Genomic DNA, 24,543 nt, shown 5'->3' with positions numbered 1-24,543 from the left:
AATTAACCTACTGTTTAATTTTCAAAGTTCATTTTCGTTTTTGCCCTTTTCTTAAGGACAAGTAATACTATATCACCATAATTTTGTATCGTCAACACTTTTTTAAAAGTTTTTTATTATTTTTATTTTTGATATTCTATTTTTAGTTCTCTAAGTTCTGCTAAATCTAGATTTATCAATGCTTTAAGTTTTTTTCTTCTTAATGAAACGTCTTCATATTTTTTTATTATTTCTTTTCTTAATTCGCCTAATATATCTATATATTCTTCATAACTATCATCATATTTTTCTTCTAATTCTTTTTTTATTTTAGAAGATAGTGAGGGACTTTTACCTCCTGTCGATATACTTATAAGCAAATCTCCTCTTTTTACATATGAAGGAACAGTAAAATTAGATAATTCTATATCATCTACTACATTAACTAGTTTACCATTTTCTCTACAATATATACCTATTTTTCTATTAACTTCTTTATTATTTGTAGCTGCAACTACTATAAAACTATCTTTTAAGTATTCTTCTTTATATTCATCATTAACAATTTCTAGTTTATCTTTTAATTCTCCAAATTTATTTATGTAATCTTTAGATATAACTTTCACTGTTTTGCCAAAGGCTAAAAAGTTTTTGCACTTTCTATATGCAACTTCTCCACCTCCTATAACAGTTATCTTTATATCACTTATATCTATATTTATTGGATAAAGCATACTGGTTTCTCCTTATTTTACTCTTATTTTATCATGTATAATAATCTAGATAATTTATTGACTATGTATATTAAAAAGGAGCAACAAAAGTTACTCCTTTTTGTGTATATATTTATCTATTTTCTTTAATCATCTTAGCTAAATCTTTTGCAAAGTAAGTTATTATTATATCTGCACCGGCTCTTTTTATAGACATAACAGATTCATAAATAGCTCCTTCACTTAATATTCCATTTTTAACAGCTGATTTAAGCATTGCATACTCTCCACTAACATTATATGCCGCAAGTGGTAGGTTGTAATTATCTTTGACTCTTCTTATTACATCTAAATAAGATAATGCAGGCTTAACCATTAATATATCTGCACCTTCTAGCACATCAAGTTCAGCTTCTATTAATGCTTCATTACTATTTGCTGGATCCATTTGGTATGTTTTTCTATCACCAAATGATGGTGCAGAGTTAGCAGCTTCTCTAAATGGTCCATAGAATGTAGATGCATACTTAACACTATAAGACATTATTGGTATATGTACAAATCCTTCTTTATCTAAAGCCTCTCTTAAGGCTTTTATTCTACCATCCATCATATCAGATGGCGAGATTATATCAGCACCTGCTTTTGCATGACTTACTGCTATTTTAGATAAGTATTCTAATGTTATATCATTATCTACGTATCCAGTTTCTGTTAATATTCCGCAGTGACCATGGCTAGTGTATTCACACATACATACATCAGTAACTACATTCATATTACTGTCTATTTCTTTTATTTTTCTAATAGCCCTTTGAATTATACCATTGTCATTATATGCTTCTTTTCCATGAGGATCTTTTTCATGGTCATGAGGTATACCAAATAATATTACATGTTCTATTCCTAATTCTTTTAATTCCTTTATCTCCTCTTCTAGCATATCTAGTGAAAAATGATATACATCTGGTAAAGATGATATTTCTCTTTTTATATTTTCACCTTCTACTACAAATAGAGGATATATAAAATCTTCAACATTTAACTTAGTCTCTCTAACTAAATTTCTTGTAGCTTTATTTACTCTTAGTCTTCTAGGTCTTCTTAACATTTTGTCGCCTCCATAAATATATAAATAACTACACATCAATTATAATACTTATTTATCTTCTATAATAGTGCTAATCATTCCATCTATAGTTGAAACTTCTGCTTCTTTATACAGGTTTAAACCTAATTCTTTAATCGTCTGTGTTGTTATAGGTCCTATAGATATAACTTTTATATTATTTAATTTATCTATATTCTCTTCACCTATTATTTCTACAAAATTCTTTACTGTAGATGAGCTAGCAAAAGTTATATAATCAGCATTATCTTGATCTAATAGTTCTAAAACTTCATCTTTTCTTGTAGAATCTACTACTGTTTCATATGTATGTATTTCTTTGACTTCACAAATTTCACCTATTTTATCAACTAGATAATCTCTAGCATTTTTCGCTCTAGGCATTAATACTTTATCTGTTGATTTTAACATTGGTTTTAATTCTTCAAATAAGTACTCTGCTACAAACTTTTCTGGAACTATATCTGCTTTTATTCCTCTATTTTTTATCTCTTTAGCTGTAGCACTTCCTATAGCACATACTTTTAAATTTGCTAGAGCTCTACTATCAAGCCCCATTTCATCTAATTTATCAAAGAATATGTCTACTCCATTTTTACTTGTTAAAACTAAGTATGTATAATCTTTAATGTTATTTATTTCATTTTCTAGTTCTATATTATTTTCTATTTTATCTATTTTTATAGTTGGTATCTCTATAGGATTACCACCTAAGTCACTTATTTTTTCTACTAGTGAACTACTTTGTGTTCTTGACCTAGTCACTATTACACGTTTACTGAATAGTGGCTTATTTTCAAAGAAGTTTAACTTATCTCTAAGTCCTACTACCTCTCCAACAACTATAAGCGTCGGTGGTTTCACACCTTCCTTTATTGCTGTTTCATATACATTTTCTAAGGTAGATATTACTACTCTTTGATTATATCTAGTTGCCCAACTTATAAGAGCAACAGGAGTATCTTTAGACTTTCCTTCTTTTATTAAGTTAGAACTTATTTTTTGTAAGTTTGCAACTCCCATTAAAAATACTAGTGTTCCATTGGTATTTGCTAAAGCATTCCAGTTTATTTCTGGGTTTTCTTTATCATCTTCTCTTAAATGACCTGTTATTACATGGAAAGAAGATGCATAATCTCTATGAGTTATAGGTATACCTGCATAGCATAATCCACCTATAGCAGAAGTTATTCCTGGAACAACTTCAAACTCTATTCCTTCTTCTTTTAGAAGTTCTCCTTCTTCTCCACCTCTACCAAATACATATGGGTCTCCACCCTTGAGTCTAGTTACTATTTTCCCTTCTTTTGCTTTATCTGCTATAACTCTATTTATATCCTCTTGTGGAAGAGTATGATTGCTTGATGCTTTTCCTACATATATAAATTCGCAGTTAGGCTTAGCTTCTTTTAAATAGTTCTCATTTGCTAATCTATCATATACTATAACGTCTGCTTTTTGTACACATTCTAGACCTTTTAATGTTAGTAATTTATAATCTCCAGGTCCTGCACCTACAAGATAAACTTTACCCTTCATATTTTTCATACTCCTTTAAAACTAATTTAGCTAATTCTTTACCTAACTCTCTTGGGGAATTTTTATCTCCTTCTATTGATTTGATGATTAATTTTTTACCTTCTTCATCACCAAATAATCCAGTAAGCTTTATACTATCCTCATTTACTTCACAATAAGCTCCCATAGGAATATGACAGCTTCCATCAACACCATCTAAAAAGCCTCTTTCTGCACTAACTTGAAGTTCGGTTAATTCGTCTCGTAACGAGTTTATCACTACTTCTACTTGATAATTATCTTCTCTTATCTCTATTGCTAATGCCCCTTGTGCAGGTGCTGGCACTACTACGTCTGTTGGTAAATAGCAGCTGATTTTTTCTTCTAATCCAACCCTTAATATTCCAGATGCAGCTAAAACAACACCGTCTAAATTCTCATCAGTTATTTTTCTTATCCTAGTATCTACATTCCCTCTTATTGGAACTATATTTAAATCAGGTCTATGTTTTAATAATTGATATTTTCTTCTTTTACTTCCAGTTCCTATAGTTGCTCCTTGAGGTAAGTCTTCTATACTAGAGTAACCTTCTTTTAATATAAGTACATCTCTTGGATCTTCCCTTTTAGGTATCCCTGCAAACTTTAATCCATGAGGTAAAGATGATGGCATATCTTTCATACTATGAACAGCCATATCTATTTCCCCATCTATTAGTTGTTGCTCTATTTCTTTAACGAATAGGCCTTTATCACCTATTTTATCTAGACTAACGTTTTGTATTATATCACCTTTAGTTTTTATTATTTTAACTTCGAATTCAACACTAGGGTTCTTTTCTTTTAGCTTATCTATTACCCAATTAGTTTGAGTAACTGCTAATTTACTTCCTCTCGTTCCAACAATTATCTTCATAACTAAAATCTCCTTTAGATGTTACAATGTTATCCTACTTGAGCTTCCTTTTTAACTTCTTTATTAACTAATATAGTTGAGAAGTAAGATATCTTTTCTTCAAGATTAACTTCTCTTAAGTTATAGTATACCACTTCTCTATCTTGAGATGAATTACTTACTAATATAGCATGTTCTATAAGACCATTCTTTTCTAGCTTAGCTACTATTTCTTTAAAGTTTTTATATACTTTCATTAATACTATAGAGCTATAATTTTCTAATGCATAATCTATTTTTTCTTCTTCTATCGTGCATGGTATTATTATTAATGGCTCTCTATCCATTACTAATGGGAAATTTTGGTTTGATGCTATATTAGAGAATGAAGATATCCCTGGTATAGTTTCAACATCTATATTTCCTATAAGTCTTTCCATTATATATACATACGTACTATATATCATTGGATCCCCTAATGTTACAAATCCAACATTTTTACCTTCTTTAACATCCTCAACTATCTCATCAGCTATTTTATTCCAAGCCACTATCTTTTCTCCATCATTGAAGTTCATTGGGAAGTGTCTTGATTTTATTTCTAATTCTTTTGGTAGATACTTACTTACTATTGATAAAGCTAAACTTTCCCCGCCTTTTTTAGCTTCTGGTGTATATAATATATCTAACTTTTCTAAAGTTTCGACTGCTTTTATTGTTAATAATGAGCTATCTCCAGGTCCTGTACCTATTCCATAAAATTTTGCCATCTTCAATCTCCTCCTAGTTAATTAACAAATTTGTCCTAATTCATTTATTTTTTCTACACAATCATTTGCATGATTCATAAATTTATCTTGTATATATGGATTTTCCCCTAACCCTTGTAAATGAACTTTTACTTCAAATCCAAAGTTTTCTAGTACATTTTTCCATGAATCTTCTTCATCTCCTGCCATATCATTTATAGCATGGTCTCCTGCTACTAACATAAAAGGCATTAAATTAACTGTTTTTATATTATCTTCTTTTAATCTTTTTATAACATTATCTATTTCTGGATATCCTTCAACAGTTCCAACGTAAGCATTTATTCCTGCATCTCTCATCATGTATTCTAATGCTGGGTATGATGCATGTGACTCGTGGAATGTTCCATGTCCCATAAATACAACAGCTTCATCTTTTTTCATTTGAGGTATTTGATGCTTTATTGCTTCTACTGTTTCCTTGTAATCTTCTATATATGTAAGTAATGGTCTACCTAAAACAATTTTCTTAAATTTATCTTGATAGCTATCTACTTGTTCTTTTAATTTAGTAAATTCTTCACCACATATTATATGAAGTGTTTGAACTATAACGTCTTCATATCCTTCTTCATATAATCTATCTAAAGCTTGAATTGGATTTTCAATTTCTATTCCATCTCTATTTTTTAATTTCCTTATTATCATGTTAGAAGTAAATGCTCTAAAGAAGTCATATCCTTCTAATCCATTTTTTATTTTATTTTCACAAGCTTCTATTGTCTTCTCTCTTGTTTCTTTGTAAGAAGTACCAAAACTCACTACTAAAACTGCTTTCTTCATACTAATCCCACCTTGAATTTATTTTATATAGTCTTCTACTTCATCTATGCTATTTACAACATACGGATAATCTATTTTTTCTCTAGATACAATTACTACAGGTATATTAAGTGATTCACAAGCATCTACTTTCTCTAAGAAACCACCTGCTACACCACTTTCTTTAGTTATCACAATATCTATATCATAATGTTTATAAAATTCTTCATTTATACTTTTGCTAAAAGGACCTCTCATGGCTATTATATTATCTACATTTAACCCTAATTTTTCACAACTTAATATCACTTCACTTGTAGGAAGTACTCTAACTATTAAATTTCTATCTGGTATAAGCTCAACTATTTCTGGTAAATGCTTACTACCTGTTCCTATAAATATGTTATTTCCTTTTTTTCTTGCTACTTCACAAGCATCTTTTATACTACTTACTATGTATTTATTTTCATAAATAATATCATCTATTAAAGATTTTCTCTCATATCTTATATAGTCTATCTTTGTTTCTTCAACACACTCAATAGCATTTTTAGATACTTCTATAGCATATGGGTGTGTAGCATCTATAATTTTAGTTATGTTATTTCTTTGTATGAAATCTATCATATCTTCTTTTGATAGCCTTCCATTTATAACATTTTTTGCTTTCTTCCTTGCAAGATCCTCTCCGTAGTTAGTTGTCACGGAAAGTGTATATTCTAGGTTCTCATATTTATTAAGCCTGTCACATATTTCTATACTGTCTGATGTTCCACCTAAAACTAATATCATATATTGTAACCTCTTGGAGTTATCATTAAATCTTCATGTATAAATGTTGATTTGTTCCCTATTATAACCATAGTAGTCATATCAACTCTTTCAAAATCCATAGTATCAAAAGTACATATGAACTTTTCTTCCTTTTCTCTTCCTACATCCTTAACTATTCCAACAGGAGTTTTTCCGTCTTTAAATTCTCCCATTATTTCAAACGCTCTAGCTAAATGTTCGCTTCTTCCTTTACTTCTTGGGTTATATAAACATATTGCAAAATCTGCTTCAGCTGCTAACCTTAATCTCTTTTCAATAACTTCCCATGGAGTTAATAAATCACTTAAACTTATATGACAAAAATCGTGCATTATAGGAGCCCCAAGTATTGCTGCTGCACCTATACTTGCAGTTACCCCAGGTATAACCTTAACTTCTATATTTTGTTCTTCTTTAGATACAAGTTCTAATATTAATCCTGCCATTCCATATATTCCTGCATCTCCACTACTTATAACCGCAACTTTCTTACCAGTCTTAGCTATTTCTACAGCTTCCTTACATCTATCTATTTCTTGTCTCATTCCATTTTGTACTACTTCTTTTCCTTCGATAAGATCTGTTATTAAGTTTATATAAGTTTTGTATCCTACTATAACTTCAGAATCCTTTATTGCATTTATGCATTGCATAGTCATTAATTCTTTACTTCCAGGTCCTATACCTATAACGTATATCATTTTGACACTCTCCCTACAGAAATTGTTATTCCTTTATATTTATGTTTTTCTATTATTAAATTTCCTTTACTTAGCAGATATGCTACTGGTTCAGAAACACAGTACACCCCTACATTCTTTTTTACAAATTCAGATTTTTCAAATAGATGGTCTACCTTAGATATTTCATCAACTGAAAAAGTTTTAAATGGTACAGATAAACTTGATGCTAAATCTATTATGGCTTTTTCATCACTTTTTACATCTATACTTCCAATCTCTTTGATTGAGTTAATATCAATATTGTATTGATGTAACAAATTGTTTAAAGACTCTTGTAACAAACTGCTTTCTGTATTTCTTCTACACCCAATACCTATTACTATTTCCTTTGGCACTACCTTTATAAGGTTACCTTCACTACATTTTTTTCTTAGCATTTGTTCATCTAATTCATTCTCTTTTTTATTTTCTATATAGTAATTTATAAAATTGTTTTTACTACTTATAATAACTATTTTTTCTGTACTATCTACATCTTCAAAATTAGTTAATATCTTAAATCCTCTAGTGTCTATTTCATAATTCCCATCAATATATAATCCAACTTCTTGATTATTAACTAACATAGCATTTACATCTTTGACGTTTTCTCTAAAATCCTCTATATAAGCATCTAATTTTTTAGCAATCATATCCAAAGAGGATTTTTTATTTACATCTGTTGCTGTAGTTATAATCGGATTAGCTCCTATTAACTCACTTATATATCTAGTCATTTCATTAGCACCACCCATGTGGCCACTTAGTAAACTTATAATATTTCGTCCTTTTTCATCACTTACTAATATAGCTGGATCACTAAATTTACTATTTATGTATGGTGCTATAACTCTCACTACTATACCTGTAGCCATTATAAATACAATATATTGATATTCTTCAAACAAACTAGGAACTAAGTTGCTAAGCCTATCCTCTACTAAAAATACATTATTTTTTTCTTCATCTATCTTAAAATTATTCTTCTTATTTCTTATTAGATATACATCTCCATTATTAAGTTTGGATTGTATTTCAAATCCTAAATTCTTTCCATTTTCAGTTATACAAACTATGGCTATTTTATTGTCTATACTCATGTTTGAAGTCCTTATCATATAACTTCGAATTGTTATATTCTTTACCTAAGAATTGACCTACTAATATTAAAGCAGTCTTTCTTATATCATTTTCTTTTACTTTTTGAGCTATATCTTGTAATGTTCCTTTTACTATTTTTTCATCTGACCAAGTAGCTTTATAAACAACAGCTATTGGAGTATCCATTGGATATCCACCTTCATGAAGTCTTTCTACTACTTTTTCTATATCTTTTACTGATAAAAATATGGCCATAGAAGTTTGATGCTTAGCAAAAGACTCTATTGATTCTTTTTCAGGTACTGGAGTTCTTCCTTCCATTCTTGTTATCACTACACTTTGAGATATTTCTGGAACTGTATATTCAACTCCTAAAGCTGATGCTGCTCCTAAGAATGAACTCACTCCTGGTGTACAATCGTAATCTATATTTAATTTAAATAACTCTTCAACTTGTTCTCTTATTGAACCATATATAGAGAAATCTCCTGTTTGTAGTCTTACTACAGATTTTCCTTCTCTAACTCCTTTTTCCATCACTTCTATAATTTGATGTAAATCCATATGAGCACTATTGTGTATCTCACAACCTTCTTTACAGTACTCTAAAAGTTCTGGATTAACTAATGAACCTGCATATATTACTACATCTGCATTACTTAAAAGTTTGTATCCTTTTAAAGTTATTAATTCCTTATCTCCTGGTCCTGCTCCTACGAAATGTATTTTATTTAACATATTAGTTTCTCCCCTTCTCACAAGATATTATATAAATTGGATTTAGAGGTTTAAAATATTCTCCTCTTCCTAGTTTTTCTAGCTTAGCTACATTTAAAACTGAAACATCTATATTTTCAAATCCATACTCTCTTAATAATCTTAAAGTTTCATTAAATGTATCTACTATTATAAAATTCGCTACCAGTCTTCCACCTTCTACTAGCATATCCTTAGACCAAGTTATTATTTCTTCTAGTTTATTACCTGTCCCTCCTAAGAATATAGCATCAGCTTTTCCTTCTATCTCTACTGGTGCATATGCTTTAATTACTTCTACATTATCTAATTCAAACTTATCTACATTTTTATTTATTAAATCTATAGCATCATCATTTCTTTCTATAGAAATAACTTCTAGATTTGGATAGTGATATGCAGCTTCTATACTTACACTACCTGTTCCTGCTCCTACATCTATAAATCTTTTAGCCTTTACTAAGTCTAATTTCATTAAAGATACTGCTCTAACTTCTTCTTTTGTTATAGGAACTTTTCCTGTTATGAACTCACTGTTTTTCATATGCAATCTCCACCTTCAAGTATTACAACTACGCACATATCAAAGTTTTCTACTTTTAAAATTTCTTCTGGTTTTCCTATTGTAATTCTTTCATTTTCATAGGATAGATTTTCTCCTACTACAATTGTTTTTTCTAAATTTCTTTTTATTATTTCTTTACATATTTCTTTAGGACCAATTATTTTATCAGTAACCATACATACCTTCTTGTGAGAAAGTACATAATCAAAGTCTGGTACTTTTCCATGACTACTAGTTAGATATAAGTCGTTCATATCAATATATATTTTTGAAAATATATATTGAAGCGAGCTAATTCCTGATACTATATTTAATTTATCTGTGTCTATATTTTTAGAAAGATATCTTCCTATTCCATACATCAATGGATCACCTGATGCTATAACAGATATTTGTTTATCTTTATTATTATTTATATAATCTACTATCTCTTTTAAATTTGATGCTAACTCGATCTTCTCTCCTTTAAAATTTTTTATCGATTCTAAATTTCTTCTTCCTCCAATTACAACATCTGAATTTTTAATTAATTTCTCACCTAATCTAGTTATATAATCAGTATTCCCTGGCCCTAACCCTATGACATTTATCATCTAAATACCTCCACTAGATTATCTGTATTATCTGATTTACCTAGTAATGTCTTGTCCATAGAAAACATAATAACCTCTACGTCCATATCATCACATAGATATTGTTTAATTTTATGCTTACATTTATTACTTACCAAATTGTAAAAGCTTTTGTACTCACTATTATTTATAAGTTCAACGGCTTCTTCAGCAGTAAGACACTCACTTATCTTTTCTAAAAATTCATATGGAGCTTTCATTAATGCTAGATTAGATACTAATATTTCACTTCTCGCATCAGCTACTTTACTATGTGTGTTAAATATACCAGCTGATATTTTTATAAACTTTCCTATATGACCTGCCATAAGTATTTTCTTATAACCCATTCTCTGAGCTTCTTTTAGCATATATCCTATAAAGTTGCTAGTTCTTATTACATATTTCATATCTAATCCTAAATTTTCCCTTATGAACTGTTCTCCATGATTTCCTGGTACTAATATTATTTTGTCTAATCCTTGCTCTCTTTTCATTTGTAGTTCTATAGATAAAGATTTTTTCCAACCTTCGTCACTCATGGGTTCTACTATGCCTGTAGTTCCTATGATAGATATACCTCCAACTATTCCAAGCCTCGGATTAAATGTCTTTTTTGCTACCTCTTCTCCTTTTGGTGCAAATATGGTAATCTTTAAAGATTTATCTTTACCTATAACTTTACTTGTATCTTCACCAACTACTTTTCTTAACTCGCTATGTATCATTTTCATAGGAGTTGGATTAATTGCTGGCTTTCCAACTTCAACACTTAGACCTTTTTTAGTTACTACTCCAATACCTACTCCTCCACATACTACTATATCTTCATCTTCTTCTCTTTCGATAATTTCAGCTCTAGCATAAATATGCATAGTATGTGTGGCATCAATATCATCTCCACCATCTTTTTCTATAGAACATTCGACGTAATCATCATTAATATCTATATTAAATACATTCAATGACAATGGTATACCTTTTGGAGTATCTATATTTATAGTATCTATACTTTTTTTAGTTAATAGCATGTATGTTGCAGCTTTTGATGCTCCTGTAGCACAAGAACCTGTTGTGTATCCTCTTCTATACTTTTTACCTTCTATATATACATACTCTTCCATAATATTACCTACATAGTGTATAAAATAGCATTAACTATGGCTGCTGCTAAGTTACTTCCACCTTTTCTTCCTTTTGATATGATATATGGTATATCTGTTTTTTCTAATTCATCTTTTGACTCTGCCGCTCCAACAAATCCAACTGGAACACCTATTACAGCATCTACTTCAAGTTCTTTTGCATCTCTCATTTCCATTACTTTATATAAAGCTGTTGGCGCATTTCCAAGCACAAATATTTTTCTTCCTGAATCCTTTGCTGCTATCTCAACAGCTGCCATCGAACGAGTTATTCCTTTTTCTTTAGCTAGCTTTGCAGTTTCATCTTCTGCTACTAAACATCTATATTTACAACCTAATGCATCTAATCTTCTTTTATTTATTCCACTTAAGGCCATATTAGTATCTGTATATATAGTTGCATTATTTTTTAAAGCATCTACTATATTTTCTACTGCTGTATCTGATATTTTTAATATATCTAAATATTCAAAGTCTGCTGTTGTATGTATACAACGCTTTATTATTTTTTCTTCTACTTCATTTTTGTACTCATATCCTGGTCTTATTTCATCTATAATTTCTTGTATCATTATGAAACTTTTTTCTTCTATCATCATAGGATTTTTGATATATTCCATGGTGGTTCCCTCCTAATTCCTCCGTCTATAATATCTAGAGTATAAATTTTATTGTATGTTTTATGTATTTTATTGGTTTTTAAAATATCTATCAATTTATTATCATTCATATAATTGTCTATGATAATCCCTATTACAGTTCCACTATGAGCGATGTTTACACCATAGGCACCATAATTTTGCGAAATATTTATTATCTCTTTTAACCCTTCTTTTGGATCTATATTTTCATTGGCTAAGCTACTTAAAGTACATGCTTTTCCAATATTACTTAAATTATTATTTTTTATACCTTCTTCTAAAAGGTAAAATGATTCTTTTATAATATCTTGATTTTTTAGTTTTATATTTCTATAGTTAGGGTTACTTCTTATTTTTATAGTATCTAACGTCTTGTTAGGCTCTAGTATTACTACTCTACAATCTTTTATACTTCCTAGATTTTTTACTATTTCACCACTAAGTGGGTTAAATATGCAGTTGTTTTCTATGTATGTAGAATCTGTTGGTTCTATAGTAGATGCAAGTTTTGATATTTCTTCACTAGTTAAATTTCTTCCTATCAAATCTAGAGTAGCTACTATAGTAGCTCCTATATCTGCTGTTGAACTAGCCATACCTTTACCTACCGGTATATCACTTTTTATAGTTAAAGAAATATTTTTACTATCTTTGATAGGCAAGTTAAATTTCTTAAAAACAGCTTCTATAGCCTTTCTAGATTTACTAGGACCTACATTGACTTTACCTAGCTTTTCTTCAATCATTGCTACTGAATACATATCTATGGCATATGAGCTAAGATACTCTTCTCCATCTACCATACCTTGAACAAACTCTCCACATGATGCTGGACAAAATCCATAATATTTCATGCTAATCACCTAATAAGTTTTTCATATTCTCTATAAGAATTTTATTATCATCATGAGATTTAATTGCAACTCTTATATATCTATCATCTAATCCGATAAAATTCGATGCATCTCTGATAAGAATTTTACTTCTTCTTAATAATTCGACTTTTATTTCATTTGCCCTTCTATTGTTCAGTTTAATTAATAAAAAATTTGTATCAGTATCATAAACTGATATATTTTCTATACTTCTTAATTCTTTTAACATATACTCTCGTTCTTGGATATAATAACTTTTACTATTTTCTATGTACTCTTTATCCTTGAATATATATTTAGATAAAGTATCTGCAAATGCATTTATAGTCCAAGGTTCTTTATAATGATAAATTTTATTTATTATATCTTTATTACTCGTAATCCCATACCCCAGCCTTAACCCAGGCATTCCAAAGAATTTAGTTACCGCTTTGATTATAAATAGATTATCATAGTCTTTTATTTTATTTACTAAGCTATAATTCTCTTCTTTTTCTGCAAACTCCATAAAAGTTTCATCAACTATCAAAAGTTTATTATTTTGTTTCAATAGGTTTAGTAACTCATTTAATTCTTGCGCCTTACCATTTGGATTATTTGGATTACATATAAATAAACTATCAAAGTTATCTAAATTATTTTTAACTTCATTTATATCTATTAAAAATTGATTTTCTTCATTTAAATTTAAATCTATAACTTCTAATCCATTTAATTTTGCACTTCTTCTATATTCTGAAAATGTAGGATTTAATATTGCTAACCTTTTTCCTATAACCTTCATTAATAAATAGATTATCTCTGTAGCACCATTTCCAGGTATTATATATTCACTTTTAATATTTAGATAATTACCTATGTTTTTTCTTAAGTTTGTGTAATTTATATCTGGATAGCTCCTACTTTCTTCTAAGCCTTCTAGTATATACTTATCTAAATCTTTTATAATATTTGGATTTACATTAGAACTAAAATCTATTATCTCTTTTGGGTCTATATTATAATTTTTTCCTATTTGTTCTACATTCGCTCCATGTCCTAAGTCTTTCATAAATCCCCCTATAGTAATATAAATATTATTGTAAATACAATCATTGAAGTTATAGATGAGGCATACATTATTTTATTTGTTCTAACGATATCTTCCACTTCTATTTCTCTATGTTTATCTCCTATTGTAGGCTTATAGACAGCTTTTCCAAAATAAATATTCGTACCACCTAACTGTACTCCTAAGGCCCCTGCAACTGCACCTTCAGCATAAGCACAATTTGGACTTTTGTGATTTTTTCTATCTCTTATACCAATTTTTAAAGCTTCTTTACAGTTATGCCCTACTAATAAGCTCCCTATAGACATAAGTAATACAGATATCCTAGCTGGTACAAAGTTAGCTATATCATCAATCTTAGCTGATGCAAATCCTAAGTCTTTATACTTTTCATTTTTGTATCCTACTGTTGAGTCCAAAGTATTGACTGCTTTATATGCCATAGCAAGTGGAGCTCCACCTATAAATGCAAAAAACATAGGTGCAATTATTCCATCTACAGTATTTTCAGCTACAGTTTCTACAGTTGCTCTGATTATTTCACCTTCATTTAATTGAGTAGTATCTCTTCCTACTATATAAGATACTTGTATTCTTGCCTTTTCTATATCTCCTGTTTTTAATACATTGTATATTTTGACTGCTTCATCTTTTAAACATTTTGTAGCTAATGTCGTATATATCAGTATTGAATTTGCTACTAAAAAACCTCCTGGTATAAGGCTACTTAGTTTTAATATTAAATAAGTAACTAAATATGTTATACCTACTACTATAAACCATAAGAAAAATCCACCTATTTTTAAATCTTTGTTATTCTTAGCTTTTTTTCTTATTAAACCTTCAGTTTTCTTTATTAATTTACCAATATATCTAACTGGGTGAGGAAATGAATATGGGTCTCCTACTATTAAATCTATTATGTATCCTATATAAATAGATAATATATTCATATTAATTCTTTCCTTCTTCCAAAGAGTTTGACCATTCATGGTTTAAGAAATTTTTTATGCATTCTAAGTTATTGTAAAAATGAGTATGTAAATATGTTGCCAAAGTTTTATGTTTGCTATATCCACCTTCCCATTCATCTACCACTTTTTTATCTCTTTCTTTTCTCATTATATAAGCACATTCCTCATTAGTTTCAAATACGGAGTGGTGGAATTCATGTCCTTTTATAATCTCACCTTTTTTAGATAAGATTGTATCTTTTTTGGACTCTCCATAACAATATCCAAATCTCTTTAATGATTTTGTCATCTCACTAACTCCATTAAATATTCCTACCATATCATATTCATTATTATTTTGGTCTATTAATTTTTCTCCTAGATACATAAGTCCACCACATTCAGCATATATAGGAATTTTATTTGTATGAGCTTCTTTTATAGAACTTCTCATACTTTTATTTGATTCTATTTCTTTTGCAAATATTTCTGGAAACCCTCCACCTATATATATGTAATCTGATTGTGGTACTTTTTCATCTTCTAGTGGACTAAAGTATTTTATATTTAGCCCTAGTTCTTTTAATAATTCTATATTTTCTTTGTAGTAGAAATTAAATGCTTTATCATAGGCTATAGCTATAGTTTTATCTTTTATCTTATTTTCTTTTATAAAGTCTTTTAACTCAAAATTACTACAAACTTCTTCTGTTTCAGCTATTTCTATTATTCTATCTATATTTATATATTTTTCTATTTCATCTGCTAAATTACTAAATTTATTTTTTAGTGAATCAATTTCTACGCTTGGAACTAAACCTAAGTGTCTTGACTCTAATAAAAATTCATCATTAGGTGGGAAGTATCCTAAGACCTCTATCCCACAATATGTTTCAATTGCTTTTTTAATTATTTCGTAGTGAGTCTTAGTTTTTACGTTGTTTACTATTACACCTTTTATGTCTACATCTTTATCAAGTTCCTTGTATCCAAGTACCATGGCTGCACTAGATGCTGCCATAGCTTTTCCATTTATAACTAATATAACTGGTACTTTTAATATCTTCGATGTATGAGAACTTGTACAATTATCTAAGTCTATTCCTATTCCATCATAAAGACCCATAACACCTTCAATCACTGATATATCTGCATCTTTAGATGCAGAATTAAATACATACTTAATTTTTTCATCATCTAGCATATATGAATCTAGGTTTCTGGAGTCTCTACCTGTTATAAATGTATGGTATGATGGATCTATATAATCCGGTCCAACTTTATATGGTTGAACCTTCATACTTCTTTTTGTAAGTGCTTGCATTATACCTAAAGATATTGTTGTTTTTCCTACTCCACTATTAGTTCCTGCGATTAAGATTTTTTTCATATATTTCACCTAACCATCATTTTATTTTTGTATTGTTTATATTTCTTCTTCATGTTCTTCCATTATTTTATATATCTTCTCTATATCTAAATGTTCTCTTAATAAATCAGCTAGTTTATCATATTCATTTTGCTTAAAGGCTTCGAAAGAAGTTACTTTAGTGTCTATTCTTTCAAGGCCTTTTTCTTCTCTTATATTATTTAATAGAGCTCTAGTAAAATCTATTTCATCAAATATTCCATGTAAATAAGTTCCTACTACATTACCTTCTTTATTTACACTTCCTTCTAGGTAGCTTACGTCTTCTCCTAATTTATTGTTTATTTCATTTAGGTTATATACTTCTTTACCTATATCACTTATTCCCATATGAATTTCATAACCTTTTACTTTCATTCCTGATAAATTTGCTAAATATCCATTTAAATTTTTACATATAGTGGCATTCACTTGTGTAGTTGTTTTTTCTTTTTCAAATGTAGTTTCTATATCTAAAAGTCCTATACCATCTATTTCTTCAATTTCGCCTTCTACATGGTAAGGGTCTTTTAATTTCTTGCCTAACATTTGATATCCACCACATATCCCAAATACTAACTTTCCTTTTTTCTGTAAATCTTTTATTTGTTCCTCTAGACCACTTTCCCTTATATACTTAAGGTCATCTATAGTACTTTTACTTCCAGGAAGTATTATCATATCTGGATTTGAAAGAGTCTCTCCATAATCAACATACCTAATACTCACATCTTCTTGAGTCTCAAATATATTAAAATCTGTGAAATTAGATATATGAGGTGTTCTAATTATCTCAATATGTATATCACTCTTTTTCATTTTAGTTTTAAATCTAGTTGTTACACTGTCTTCATCTTCTATTTTTATATCACTATATGGCACTACTCCAAGGACAGGAACCTTTATTATTTCTTCAAGCATTTTTATGCCATCATATAAAAGTTCTTTTCTTCCTCTAAATTTATTTATTATTACACCTTTGACTCTTTTTCTTTCCTCTTCACTTAGTAAAAGCATCGTACCTGCTAGTGATGCGAAAACTCCACCTCTATCGATATCCCCCACTATTATTACAGGAGCATCTGCGATTTCTGCCATACCCATATTAGCAATGTCATGTTCTCTTAAGTTTATTTCTGCTGTACTACCTGCCCCCTCCATAACAACAACATCATAGTTCTCACTAAACTGATTAAATATAGTTTTAAGTTCTTTAGCAAGTATTGGCTTATAATCATGGTATTCTGATGATGATATATCATCTCTAACTTTACCCCTTACTATAACTTGGCATCTATGATTACCTGATGGTTTTAGAAGTACTGGATTCATATCTGCAATTGGCTCTATTCCACAAGCTTCCGCCTGAAATACTTGTGCTCTTCCCATTTCTAAACCTTCTTTTGTTATAAAAGAATTTAACGCCATATTTTGAGATTTAAATGGTGCTACGCTATATCCATCTTGTTTGAAAATCCTACATAAACCAGCTGTTAATATACTTTTACCAACATTTGATGCTGTACCTTGTAACATTATCTTTTTTCCCATAAGATTCTCCTTATATTACTTAATTTGATTTCCTTATAATCAAAAAAGCCCTAACTCTTAAGAGTTAAGGCTTTTATTCTAATGCTAATATATTATATACCTGTTTCATATGTTTTGTAACATATCAAACTATATAGCATGTAACAAAATATAACTATTTAATCTTTACTATATACTTAAACTATATAATACTAAATCTTATTGTATTAATCTAAAATACACTTTATGTATTTATGATTAATATGTAGATTTCATAATAGATTTATTTATTATAATTTAAGTTTTAACAAAGTATAATTTATCTGCTAATATGCATATACTCTGATGTTTTATTATAGGTACATACTTTATAAGCGATAGTTATATTTTATCTGAATAAAAATCCCTCACCCCGGAGATTTTATAATTAATTAATTTAGGCAGGTATCCTGGCTCAATTTCATCCTACTCCTACTCCTTCCCATCCAAAGGACAGTGGCAAATTGTAGTTTCGTCAATATTACAGTAGCGGGGGCTGCAAAGGCTTTTAACCTTTTTCCCTATTAATCTTGTAGAACCTAAGTTAATATACTATTTGATTTTAATTATTTATAAAACTTGTGTTATTCATACTATCTATGACTGCAAATCCATCTTCTACTTCTAAAATACTTACTGATGCATTATCTATTTTAAAATTCCAATGGTATTTGTAGCTTCCTGATACTAAATAACTTATTATGTTCCTTATAGTTCCTCCATGAGAACATATAAGTATTGTTTTGCCTTTATCCATATTTATAATTTCTTTAACCTCATTTGATACTCTTATAAATGAATCAATAAGACTTTCACCATTTGGATATCTGTACTCATATCCTTTTTCTATCATCGAGTTAAATTCTTCTGGATAATTCTTTTTTATGTCATCAAAAGTAATCCCCTCAAAATCCCCAAAACTAATTTCTTTCAATGTTTCTTTTTCTATTATTTCTATCCCTTTTTTCTTTGCAACATCTTTTACAGTATCTTTTGTTCTTGAAGATGTTGTTGTGTATATCTTATCTATATGTATACCATCTAAGTATTTGGTTAATTTCTCTATTTGCTTAATTCCAACTTCACTAACTACACTGTCTATATGTCCTGATAATCTTTTACTTTGATTATCTATAGTCAATGCATGTCTTACTAAAACTAATTTAGTCATTATAGTATCACCTCTTTTAAGGTTACCCTATTATAAGATATATGTAAAGTAAATATATAACTTCTCCAAGTTCTATACTACACCCTAATATATCTCCTGTAACTCCATCAATTTTTTTGTATATATGATTTTTAAATAATTGATTAAATAAAATAACAACTATTATAGATGCTAATATAGGCAACGTTATTGAAGATTTAAATACAAATTTGGCTACTAATATAATCAATGCCATCGTATATAGTATTGCAGTTAAAAACATTGATGTAGTTGCCTTACCTATAAATAAATTCCCCATTCCTTTCTCTCTTGGTGTAACAGTTTTGTAAGTTAATCTTATTACTCCAAGTCTACCTATAACAGGCATAAATATTATAGTCCACATTAAATTATTGTTTATTAAGCTATATATAAAACCTATCTTAAGTAAAATTAAAAATACTATAGCCAATAATGAATTTGTCCCAAGTCTTGAATCTTTCATTATTTCTAGCATTTTTTCCTTATCCCTATAACTATATATAGCATCAAATGTATCTCCCAATCCATCAATATGTAACCCCCCTGTCAATATAACAGAACCTAAGGTTACCAATATTGATGTTATAAATGGGTCAAATAATATGTTTGATACAGTACCAATTATAAATAATAAAATACCTAATACAAACCCTACCAATGGAAAGTATGTTATAGTTTTATGAAATTCATCATCAAATCCTACATCTATATTTATTGGTATTCTAGTCATAAACTGAAGTATTGATATAAATCTTTTCATAATTATCCCTTAATTTTCATAGGTATTGAACTAACTACAAAATAGACTTCGTCACTTTGGGCTGCTATTTGTTGATTTATTCTACCTACTATATCCGTATATACTCTACTAAGTTTATTAGCAGGAACTACTGCCATTCCTAATTCATTAGTAACAGCAACAAAATAAAGTTCTGTTTTTCTTATCTCTTCTATCAGTTTATTAACTTGATCTTTTATGTACTTTTCTAATTCATTTATCTCATCTTGTGTTGCATTTTCAATATATATATCATGTGTAAACATTAAATTATTCACTAATAAAGTTACACAATCTAATATAACTGTTTTGTGAGATTTAGATATATCCTCAATTATAGAATATATATCCTTATATATTTCATATGTTTTCCAGCTTTGTGGTCTACTTTCCTTATGTTTTTTTACCCTATCTTTCATCTCATCATCAAAGGGTATCGATGTTGCAATATATGCAGTATTGTTATTTCTGTCTTTACATAATTGTTCTGCAAAACTACTTTTTCCTGATCTTGCTCCACCAGTTACTAGTATAACTTTGCTCATACTTATCTCCTTATTGCTTTTTCTATCTTCCCATATCTATCTCATCAAATGTCGCCATATTTGTATATGTATAATTTGATGCTTCAATTATATTAAATGCAAGTGCTGCACCACTACCTTCTCCTAATCTCATATCCATATTTAATACAGTACTTAAATTTAGCATATCTAGTGCTTTTTGTGTACCTGGCTCTGCTGATGTATGAGATGCTATCATATATTCCCTAGTTTTTGGATTTAGAATGTAGGCTAAAAGAGCAGCTGCATAAGATATAAATCCATCTAATACAACAGGAACATTTCTAGCACTACATGCCAATATAACTCCTGCCATAGAACCTATCTCAAATCCACCAACCTTTGATAATACATCTATAGCATCTTCTCTATTTGGCTTATTTAGTTCTATAGCTTTTCTTATAGTATCAGCTTTATGTTTTATTCTATCTTTTTTAAGTCCAGCTCCCATTCCTGTAACTTCTGCTGGATCACATCCATCTATTACAGATATTATAGCACTACTTGGTGTAGTGTTACATATACCCATTTCACCTATTCCTATAAGCTTATAACCATTATCTATACACTCATTTGCTGCTTCTATCCCTATTTCTATGGATTTTATAGCTTCATCTCTACTCATTGCAGGTCCCTTAGCCATATTAGATGTAGATTTTCTTATCTTTTTATCAATCACACCATCTAGTTTATGGTCACAATTTATACCAACATCTATAGCTATTACATCTGCTCCTACAAATTTACTTATAACTCCTACTCCATTTAATCCTTTTGTAAAGTTTGGGAATTGAAGATAAGTTATACTTTGAGGGTCTGGAGCTACACCTTCTTCATAAACACCATGATCTCCAGCAAATGCTATAATAGCTTTTTTAGATGTATCAAGCTCTTTTTTTCTATATATCCCAGCTAATTGCATACAAATTTCTTCCATCTTACCTAAACTTCCAACTGGCTTTATAAGTCTATCTAGTCTTTTTTTAGCTTCATCCATAGATTCTCTATCTAGTAAATCTATATTATTTAATACATAATCTAGTGAATTCATATATATCATCTCGTTTCTTTGAAAATAATTTACCTAGCCAGTAAGGCTAGGTTTAGTGAAAAACCTCTCCAAAATTCATATATATTTTACATATAAATAAACTATTCTACATGGCATTTATATATCCTTCATATCATATGGTAAATTTTATCGAGATTTATATTTAGTTTTAAAGATTATGAGCTATTTTTAATGCCTCATAACTAGCATTTATAGTATAATCTATGTCCTCATTAGTATGAGCATTTGATAAGAACATTGCTTCAAACTGTGTAGGAGCTAAAAGAATTCCTCTTTTTAATAACTCTTCAAAATACTTATTAAACTTAGAAACATCACATCTTGTAACATCATCATAGTTTTCTATTGGTCCATGTGTAAAGAATAAACAAACTAATGAACCAGCTCTATTAACTGTGTAGTTAAGACCTAATTTTTCTATATTAGATTTTAATCCTTCTTCTAATCTTATAGCTTTTTCTTCTAACTCTTTATAGATTTGAGGATTATCTCTTAATATTTCTAAGTTCTTTTTACCCATATACATAGCTAGTGGGTTTCCTGATAATGTACCTGCTTGATATACTGGTCCAACTGGAGAAACCATACTCATTATTTCTTTAGTTCCACCATAAGCACCAACAGGAAGTCCTGCTCCTATTATTTTACCGAAACATACCATATCTGGCTTTATTCCAAAATATCCAACAGAGCTACTATAATTTAATCTAAATCCTGTTATAACTTCATCAAATATTAAAACACTTCCATATTCTTTAGTTATATCTCTTAATAATTGTAAGAACTCTTGCTTACCTGGAACTACACCCATGTTTCCTGCTACTGTTTCAACTATTACAGCGGCTATTTCACGTCCTTGAGTTTTAAATATTTCTCTTACTGCATCTAAATCATTGTATCTACAAACTAATGTATCTTTAACTACATCAGATGGAACTCCAGGGCTAGTTGGTACTCCATATGTTATTGTTCCTGAACCAGACTTAACTAATAAAGCATCTGAATGACCATGGTAGCAACCTTCAAACTTTAATATTTTATTTCTTTTTGTAAATCCTCTAGCTACTCTTAATGCACTCATAGTTGCCTCAGTCCCTGAATTTACCATACGTACTTGATCTATAGCTGGATATGCTTCTACTATTATCTTAGCCATTTCAACTTCTATAGCTGTTGGAACTCCATAGCTAGTTCCTCTAGATACAACTTCTTCAATTCCCTCTACTATTTCTTTTGGGCTATGACCTAGCATAAGTGGTCCCCAAGAGCATATATAATCTATATATTCATTTCCGTCAACATCATATATTCTACTTCCGTGTGCTCTATCTATAAATATTGGATCTAATCCTACTGATTTAAACGCTCTAACTGGGCTATTAACCCCTCCAGGTATATATTCTATTGCTTCTTCATATATCTTTGATGACTTTTCGTTTTTCATAGTCATGTCCTCCTTAGTTTATATTTCGAATAGTTCTTCTACCATTTTCATATATTCTTCTCTTTTGCCTTTATCCTTAGTTTGCTTTAAATTTATTATCGGTTCTCTTATAAGTCTCTTTAGGGCAGAAGTCATCATCTTTTCAATAATTTTTTTCTCCCTATTATCAAGATTGATCTTTCTAAAAATATAATCTAATGTATCTTCTCTTATTTCATCGCATCTTTCATTCAAAGATTCTATCGTAGGATCTATATTAGTTGAGTCTAGCCACTCTACAAATTCATCTATACTTTCATTTATCATTCCTAAGCCAATATTAGCTAACTCTTTTCTCTTTTGATCATTCTTATCATGTATTTGTTTTAAATCATCTATATCATAGAGTTCTACATTCTCTAACTTATTTATATCTGGATCTATATCTCTAGGAAGAGCTATATCCATCATATATATTTTTCTTTCAATCTTTGGCATTTCATCTGCCTTTATTATAATATGTGGAGATGCCGTTGCGCTTATTACCATATCAACATCATTTAACACTTTATATCTATCGTTATATTGTATAGGTACAATATTTTTATAATCATTTTCTATCTCTTTTATTTTCCCATGACTACGATTTGAAACATATATGGTATTAACTTTTCCTTCTTCTAAATGTTTCATTGTCAACTTACTCATCTTACCAATTCCTATAACTAGTGCATTTTTCCCCTCTAAATTGCCTAGTTTTTCTTCTAAGAATCTAACCCCTATGTAACTTATTGATAATGGCTGTTGTGATATTTTAGTTTTGGTTTTTATATCTTTAGAAACTGTGATAGCTTCCCTGAATAGCTTGTTGAATTTTTTCTTACTAGCTCCTAATTGCATAGAAAATTCATGTGCATCTCTGACTTGACCTAATATTTGATCCTCACCTAACACTATAGAATCTAAACCTGCAGAAACTTTGTATATATGCTCTATAGCGTCTCTATCTTTTTTAGTGAATAAATACTGTTTAACTCCAGGTAAATTGAAAAATGATTCATAAAACTCTTCTACAATTTTTATTTTGTCTTCAATATTTTTTGATTGAATATATATTTCACTTCTATTACATGTAGATAGTATTATAATTTCTTCTATTTCTTTGTCTAATAAATAATTTATAGCTTCTATTTTTTGTATATCTGTAAAAGAAACTTTTTCTCTTATCTCTATGGGAGCTACATTATGATTAACTCCTATCACCCCTATATTCATAGACAACCTCCAAATCGTATGTAATATTTCTGTTCACTCTTTATAGTATACAACTACATGCATAATTTGTAAATTTTCATATAAATATATTTTTGAACGCAAAAAAAAGATTACGTGGCTACGTCTTACTCTCCCAGGAGGTCGCCCTCCAAGTACCATCAGCGCTAAAGAGCTTAACTTCTGTGTTCGGTATGGGAACAGGTGTATCCTCTTTGCTATAATAAC

The 24,543-nt window shown here is 29.3% G+C and carries 25 protein-coding genes, 1 rRNA gene and 1 riboswitch; all 26 genes read right to left on the bottom strand.

Features of this window, described 5'->3' with window-relative positions:
- Positions 1-122 precede the first annotated feature (122 nt).
- Positions 123-713 carry a bifunctional precorrin-2 dehydrogenase/sirohydrochlorin ferrochelatase gene (locus ABCP60_RS14175; RefSeq protein ID WP_195238808.1) on the bottom strand — a complete coding sequence of 197 codons (591 nt, stop codon included), beginning with the start codon at positions 711-713 and terminating at the stop codon, positions 123-125.
- A 112-nt stretch (positions 714-825) separates the two neighbouring features.
- Positions 826-1,803 (bottom strand): porphobilinogen synthase, encoded by a 978-nt coding sequence (gene hemB / locus ABCP60_RS14170; RefSeq protein ID WP_092922243.1) that lies wholly within the window; start codon positions 1,801-1,803, stop codon positions 826-828.
- Positions 1,804-1,851: 48 nt separating this feature from the next.
- Positions 1,852-3,360 carry a uroporphyrinogen-III C-methyltransferase gene (cobA, locus tag ABCP60_RS14165; RefSeq protein WP_092922240.1) on the bottom strand — a complete coding sequence of 503 codons (1,509 nt, stop codon included), beginning with the start codon at positions 3,358-3,360 and terminating at the stop codon, positions 1,852-1,854.
- Complete coding sequence (gene hemC, locus ABCP60_RS14160; protein WP_092922237.1) at positions 3,350-4,255, bottom strand: hydroxymethylbilane synthase; 906 nt, start codon at positions 4,253-4,255, stop codon at positions 3,350-3,352. Before hemC ends, cobA begins: the two co-directional genes overlap by 11 nt.
- A gap of 29 nt (positions 4,256-4,284) precedes the next feature.
- Positions 4,285-5,004, bottom strand: coding sequence for a cobalt-factor II C(20)-methyltransferase (locus ABCP60_RS14155; RefSeq protein WP_092922234.1), 720 nt, complete (start codon positions 5,002-5,004; stop codon positions 4,285-4,287).
- Positions 5,005-5,025: 21 nt separating this feature from the next.
- Positions 5,026-5,826: a sirohydrochlorin cobaltochelatase gene (locus tag ABCP60_RS14150; RefSeq protein WP_092922231.1), complete on the bottom strand. Its 801-nt coding sequence runs from the start codon at positions 5,824-5,826 to the stop codon at positions 5,026-5,028.
- A gap of 18 nt (positions 5,827-5,844) precedes the next feature.
- Positions 5,845-6,597, bottom strand: a complete 753-nt coding sequence (gene cobK / locus ABCP60_RS14145; RefSeq protein ID WP_343101950.1) for a precorrin-6A reductase — start codon at positions 6,595-6,597, stop codon at positions 5,845-5,847.
- The gene (gene cobJ, locus ABCP60_RS14140; protein WP_271894414.1) at positions 6,594-7,319 is read right to left on the bottom strand and encodes a precorrin-3B C(17)-methyltransferase; all 726 of its coding nucleotides are present in this window, start codon (positions 7,317-7,319) and stop codon (positions 6,594-6,596) included. Before cobJ ends, cobK begins: the two co-directional genes overlap by 4 nt.
- Positions 7,316-8,440, bottom strand: a complete 1,125-nt coding sequence (cbiG, locus tag ABCP60_RS14135; protein ID WP_343101949.1) for a cobalt-precorrin 5A hydrolase — start codon at positions 8,438-8,440, stop codon at positions 7,316-7,318. Before cbiG ends, cobJ begins: the two co-directional genes overlap by 4 nt.
- Positions 8,424-9,179, bottom strand: coding sequence for a cobalt-precorrin-4 methyltransferase (locus tag ABCP60_RS14130; protein WP_343101948.1), 756 nt, complete (start codon positions 9,177-9,179; stop codon positions 8,424-8,426). The genes cbiG and ABCP60_RS14130 overlap by 17 nt, the downstream gene beginning before the upstream one ends.
- A gap of 1 nt (position 9,180) precedes the next feature.
- Positions 9,181-9,741 carry a decarboxylating cobalt-precorrin-6B (C(15))-methyltransferase gene (locus ABCP60_RS14125; protein WP_343101947.1) on the bottom strand — a complete coding sequence of 187 codons (561 nt, stop codon included), beginning with the start codon at positions 9,739-9,741 and terminating at the stop codon, positions 9,181-9,183.
- Positions 9,738-10,355 (bottom strand): cobalt-precorrin-7 (C(5))-methyltransferase, encoded by a 618-nt coding sequence (locus ABCP60_RS14120; RefSeq protein ID WP_343101946.1) that lies wholly within the window; start codon positions 10,353-10,355, stop codon positions 9,738-9,740. The genes ABCP60_RS14125 and ABCP60_RS14120 overlap by 4 nt, the downstream gene beginning before the upstream one ends.
- Positions 10,352-11,497 (bottom strand): cobalt-precorrin-5B (C(1))-methyltransferase CbiD, encoded by a 1,146-nt coding sequence (cbiD, locus tag ABCP60_RS14115; RefSeq protein WP_343101945.1) that lies wholly within the window; start codon positions 11,495-11,497, stop codon positions 10,352-10,354. Before cbiD ends, ABCP60_RS14120 begins: the two co-directional genes overlap by 4 nt.
- 8 nt (positions 11,498-11,505) lie before the next feature.
- A complete protein-coding gene (locus ABCP60_RS14110) occupies positions 11,506-12,138 on the bottom strand; it encodes a cobalt-precorrin-8 methylmutase (protein ID WP_343101944.1) in 633 nt (210 codons plus the stop codon).
- Positions 12,114-13,013, bottom strand: coding sequence for a cobalamin biosynthesis protein (locus ABCP60_RS14105; RefSeq protein ID WP_343101943.1), 900 nt, complete (start codon positions 13,011-13,013; stop codon positions 12,114-12,116). The genes ABCP60_RS14110 and ABCP60_RS14105 overlap by 25 nt, the downstream gene beginning before the upstream one ends.
- Position 13,014: 1 nt before the next feature.
- A complete protein-coding gene (locus tag ABCP60_RS14100; RefSeq protein ID WP_195238805.1) occupies positions 13,015-14,085 on the bottom strand; it encodes an aminotransferase class I/II-fold pyridoxal phosphate-dependent enzyme in 1,071 nt (356 codons plus the stop codon).
- A gap of 8 nt (positions 14,086-14,093) precedes the next feature.
- On the bottom strand, positions 14,094-15,038 hold the full coding sequence (cbiB, locus tag ABCP60_RS14095) for an adenosylcobinamide-phosphate synthase CbiB (RefSeq protein ID WP_343101942.1): 945 nt from the start codon (positions 15,036-15,038) through the stop codon (positions 14,094-14,096).
- A 1-nt stretch (position 15,039) separates the two neighbouring features.
- Complete coding sequence (locus ABCP60_RS14090; RefSeq protein ID WP_343101941.1) at positions 15,040-16,428, bottom strand: cobyrinate a,c-diamide synthase; 1,389 nt, start codon at positions 16,426-16,428, stop codon at positions 15,040-15,042.
- 36 nt (positions 16,429-16,464) lie between these two features.
- Positions 16,465-17,997, bottom strand: coding sequence for a cobyric acid synthase (locus tag ABCP60_RS14085; protein ID WP_343101940.1), 1,533 nt, complete (start codon positions 17,995-17,997; stop codon positions 16,465-16,467).
- Between the two features lie 400 nt (positions 17,998-18,397).
- Positions 18,398-18,573, bottom strand: a riboswitch (cobalamin riboswitch).
- 4 nt (positions 18,574-18,577) lie between these two features.
- A complete protein-coding gene (locus ABCP60_RS14080; RefSeq protein WP_271894394.1) occupies positions 18,578-19,186 on the bottom strand; it encodes a histidine phosphatase family protein in 609 nt (202 codons plus the stop codon).
- 22 nt (positions 19,187-19,208) lie between these two features.
- Entirely contained in the window at positions 19,209-19,967 is a 759-nt protein-coding gene (gene cobS / locus ABCP60_RS14075) for an adenosylcobinamide-GDP ribazoletransferase (RefSeq protein ID WP_271894391.1), read from the bottom strand.
- A 2-nt stretch (positions 19,968-19,969) separates the two neighbouring features.
- Positions 19,970-20,530 (bottom strand): bifunctional adenosylcobinamide kinase/adenosylcobinamide-phosphate guanylyltransferase, encoded by a 561-nt coding sequence (gene cobU, locus ABCP60_RS14070; RefSeq protein ID WP_343101939.1) that lies wholly within the window; start codon positions 20,528-20,530, stop codon positions 19,970-19,972.
- 22 nt (positions 20,531-20,552) lie between these two features.
- Positions 20,553-21,599, bottom strand: coding sequence for a nicotinate-nucleotide--dimethylbenzimidazole phosphoribosyltransferase (gene cobT / locus ABCP60_RS14065; protein ID WP_343101938.1), 1,047 nt, complete (start codon positions 21,597-21,599; stop codon positions 20,553-20,555).
- A 169-nt stretch (positions 21,600-21,768) separates the two neighbouring features.
- Positions 21,769-23,064 carry a glutamate-1-semialdehyde 2,1-aminomutase gene (gene hemL / locus ABCP60_RS14060; protein ID WP_240275511.1) on the bottom strand — a complete coding sequence of 432 codons (1,296 nt, stop codon included), beginning with the start codon at positions 23,062-23,064 and terminating at the stop codon, positions 21,769-21,771.
- 18 nt (positions 23,065-23,082) lie between these two features.
- Positions 23,083-24,318, bottom strand: a complete 1,236-nt coding sequence (gene hemA, locus ABCP60_RS14055; RefSeq protein ID WP_092922129.1) for a glutamyl-tRNA reductase — start codon at positions 24,316-24,318, stop codon at positions 23,083-23,085.
- Positions 24,319-24,430: 112 nt separating this feature from the next.
- Positions 24,431-24,543: ribosomal RNA gene (gene rrf / locus ABCP60_RS14050) — 5S ribosomal RNA — on the bottom strand; the annotation flags it as partial.

The sequence above is a fragment of the Romboutsia sp. MSSM.1001216sp_RTP31141st1_G3_RTP31141_220114 genome, from assembly GCF_039031195.1.
GTDB lineage: Bacteria > Bacillota > Clostridia > Peptostreptococcales > Peptostreptococcaceae > Romboutsia_C > Romboutsia_C hominis.
This window is presented reverse-complemented; position numbering and strand designations above follow the sequence as displayed.

Excerpts from the sequence above, each read along its gene's own strand:
- ABCP60_RS14130 (WP_343101948.1), bottom strand. The coding sequence starts at position 9,179 with ATGTTAAATAAAATACATTTCGTAGGAGCAGGACCAGGAGATAAGGAA.
- hemB (WP_092922243.1), bottom strand. The coding sequence starts at position 1,803 with ATGTTAAGAAGACCTAGAAGACTAAGAGTAAATAAAGCTACAAGAAAT.
- ABCP60_RS14105 (WP_343101943.1), bottom strand. The coding sequence starts at position 13,013 with ATGAAATATTATGGATTTTGTCCAGCATCATGTGGAGAGTTTGTTCAA.
- cbiG (WP_343101949.1), bottom strand. The coding sequence starts at position 8,440 with ATGAGTATAGACAATAAAATAGCCATAGTTTGTATAACTGAAAATGGA.
- cobA (WP_092922240.1), bottom strand. The coding sequence starts at position 3,360 with ATGAAGGGTAAAGTTTATCTTGTAGGTGCAGGACCTGGAGATTATAAA.
- ABCP60_RS14150 (WP_092922231.1), bottom strand. The coding sequence starts at position 5,826 with ATGAAGAAAGCAGTTTTAGTAGTGAGTTTTGGTACTTCTTACAAAGAA.
- cobT (WP_343101938.1), bottom strand. The coding sequence starts at position 21,599 with ATGAATTCACTAGATTATGTATTAAATAATATAGATTTACTAGATAGA.
- cobK (WP_343101950.1), bottom strand. The coding sequence starts at position 6,597 with ATGATATTAGTTTTAGGTGGAACATCAGACAGTATAGAAATATGTGAC.
- hemC (WP_092922237.1), bottom strand. The coding sequence starts at position 4,255 with ATGAAGATAATTGTTGGAACGAGAGGAAGTAAATTAGCAGTTACTCAA.
- ABCP60_RS14085 (WP_343101940.1), bottom strand. The coding sequence starts at position 17,997 with ATGGGAAAAAAGATAATGTTACAAGGTACAGCATCAAATGTTGGTAAA.
- cbiB (WP_343101942.1), bottom strand. The coding sequence starts at position 15,038 with ATGAATATATTATCTATTTATATAGGATACATAATAGATTTAATAGTA.
- cobU (WP_343101939.1), bottom strand. The coding sequence starts at position 20,530 with ATGAGCAAAGTTATACTAGTAACTGGTGGAGCAAGATCAGGAAAAAGT.
- ABCP60_RS14155 (WP_092922234.1), bottom strand. The coding sequence starts at position 5,004 with ATGGCAAAATTTTATGGAATAGGTACAGGACCTGGAGATAGCTCATTA.
- cobS (WP_271894391.1), bottom strand. The coding sequence starts at position 19,967 with ATGAAAAGATTTATATCAATACTTCAGTTTATGACTAGAATACCAATA.
- ABCP60_RS14090 (WP_343101941.1), bottom strand. The coding sequence starts at position 16,428 with ATGAAAAAAATCTTAATCGCAGGAACTAATAGTGGAGTAGGAAAAACA.
- ABCP60_RS14080 (WP_271894394.1), bottom strand. The coding sequence starts at position 19,186 with ATGACTAAATTAGTTTTAGTAAGACATGCATTGACTATAGATAATCAA.
- ABCP60_RS14100 (WP_195238805.1), bottom strand. The coding sequence starts at position 14,085 with ATGAAAGACTTAGGACATGGAGCGAATGTAGAACAAATAGGAAAAAAT.
- ABCP60_RS14110 (WP_343101944.1), bottom strand. The coding sequence starts at position 12,138 with ATGGAATATATCAAAAATCCTATGATGATAGAAGAAAAAAGTTTCATA.
- cobJ (WP_271894414.1), bottom strand. The coding sequence starts at position 7,319 with ATGATATACGTTATAGGTATAGGACCTGGAAGTAAAGAATTAATGACT.
- hemA (WP_092922129.1), bottom strand. The coding sequence starts at position 24,318 with ATGAATATAGGGGTGATAGGAGTTAATCATAATGTAGCTCCCATAGAG.
- ABCP60_RS14125 (WP_343101947.1), bottom strand. The coding sequence starts at position 9,741 with ATGAAAAACAGTGAGTTCATAACAGGAAAAGTTCCTATAACAAAAGAA.
- ABCP60_RS14120 (WP_343101946.1), bottom strand. The coding sequence starts at position 10,355 with ATGATAAATGTCATAGGGTTAGGGCCAGGGAATACTGATTATATAACT.
- hemL (WP_240275511.1), bottom strand. The coding sequence starts at position 23,064 with ATGAAAAACGAAAAGTCATCAAAGATATATGAAGAAGCAATAGAATAT.
- ABCP60_RS14175 (WP_195238808.1), bottom strand. The coding sequence starts at position 713 with ATGCTTTATCCAATAAATATAGATATAAGTGATATAAAGATAACTGTT.
- cbiD (WP_343101945.1), bottom strand. The coding sequence starts at position 11,497 with ATGGAAGAGTATGTATATATAGAAGGTAAAAAGTATAGAAGAGGATAC.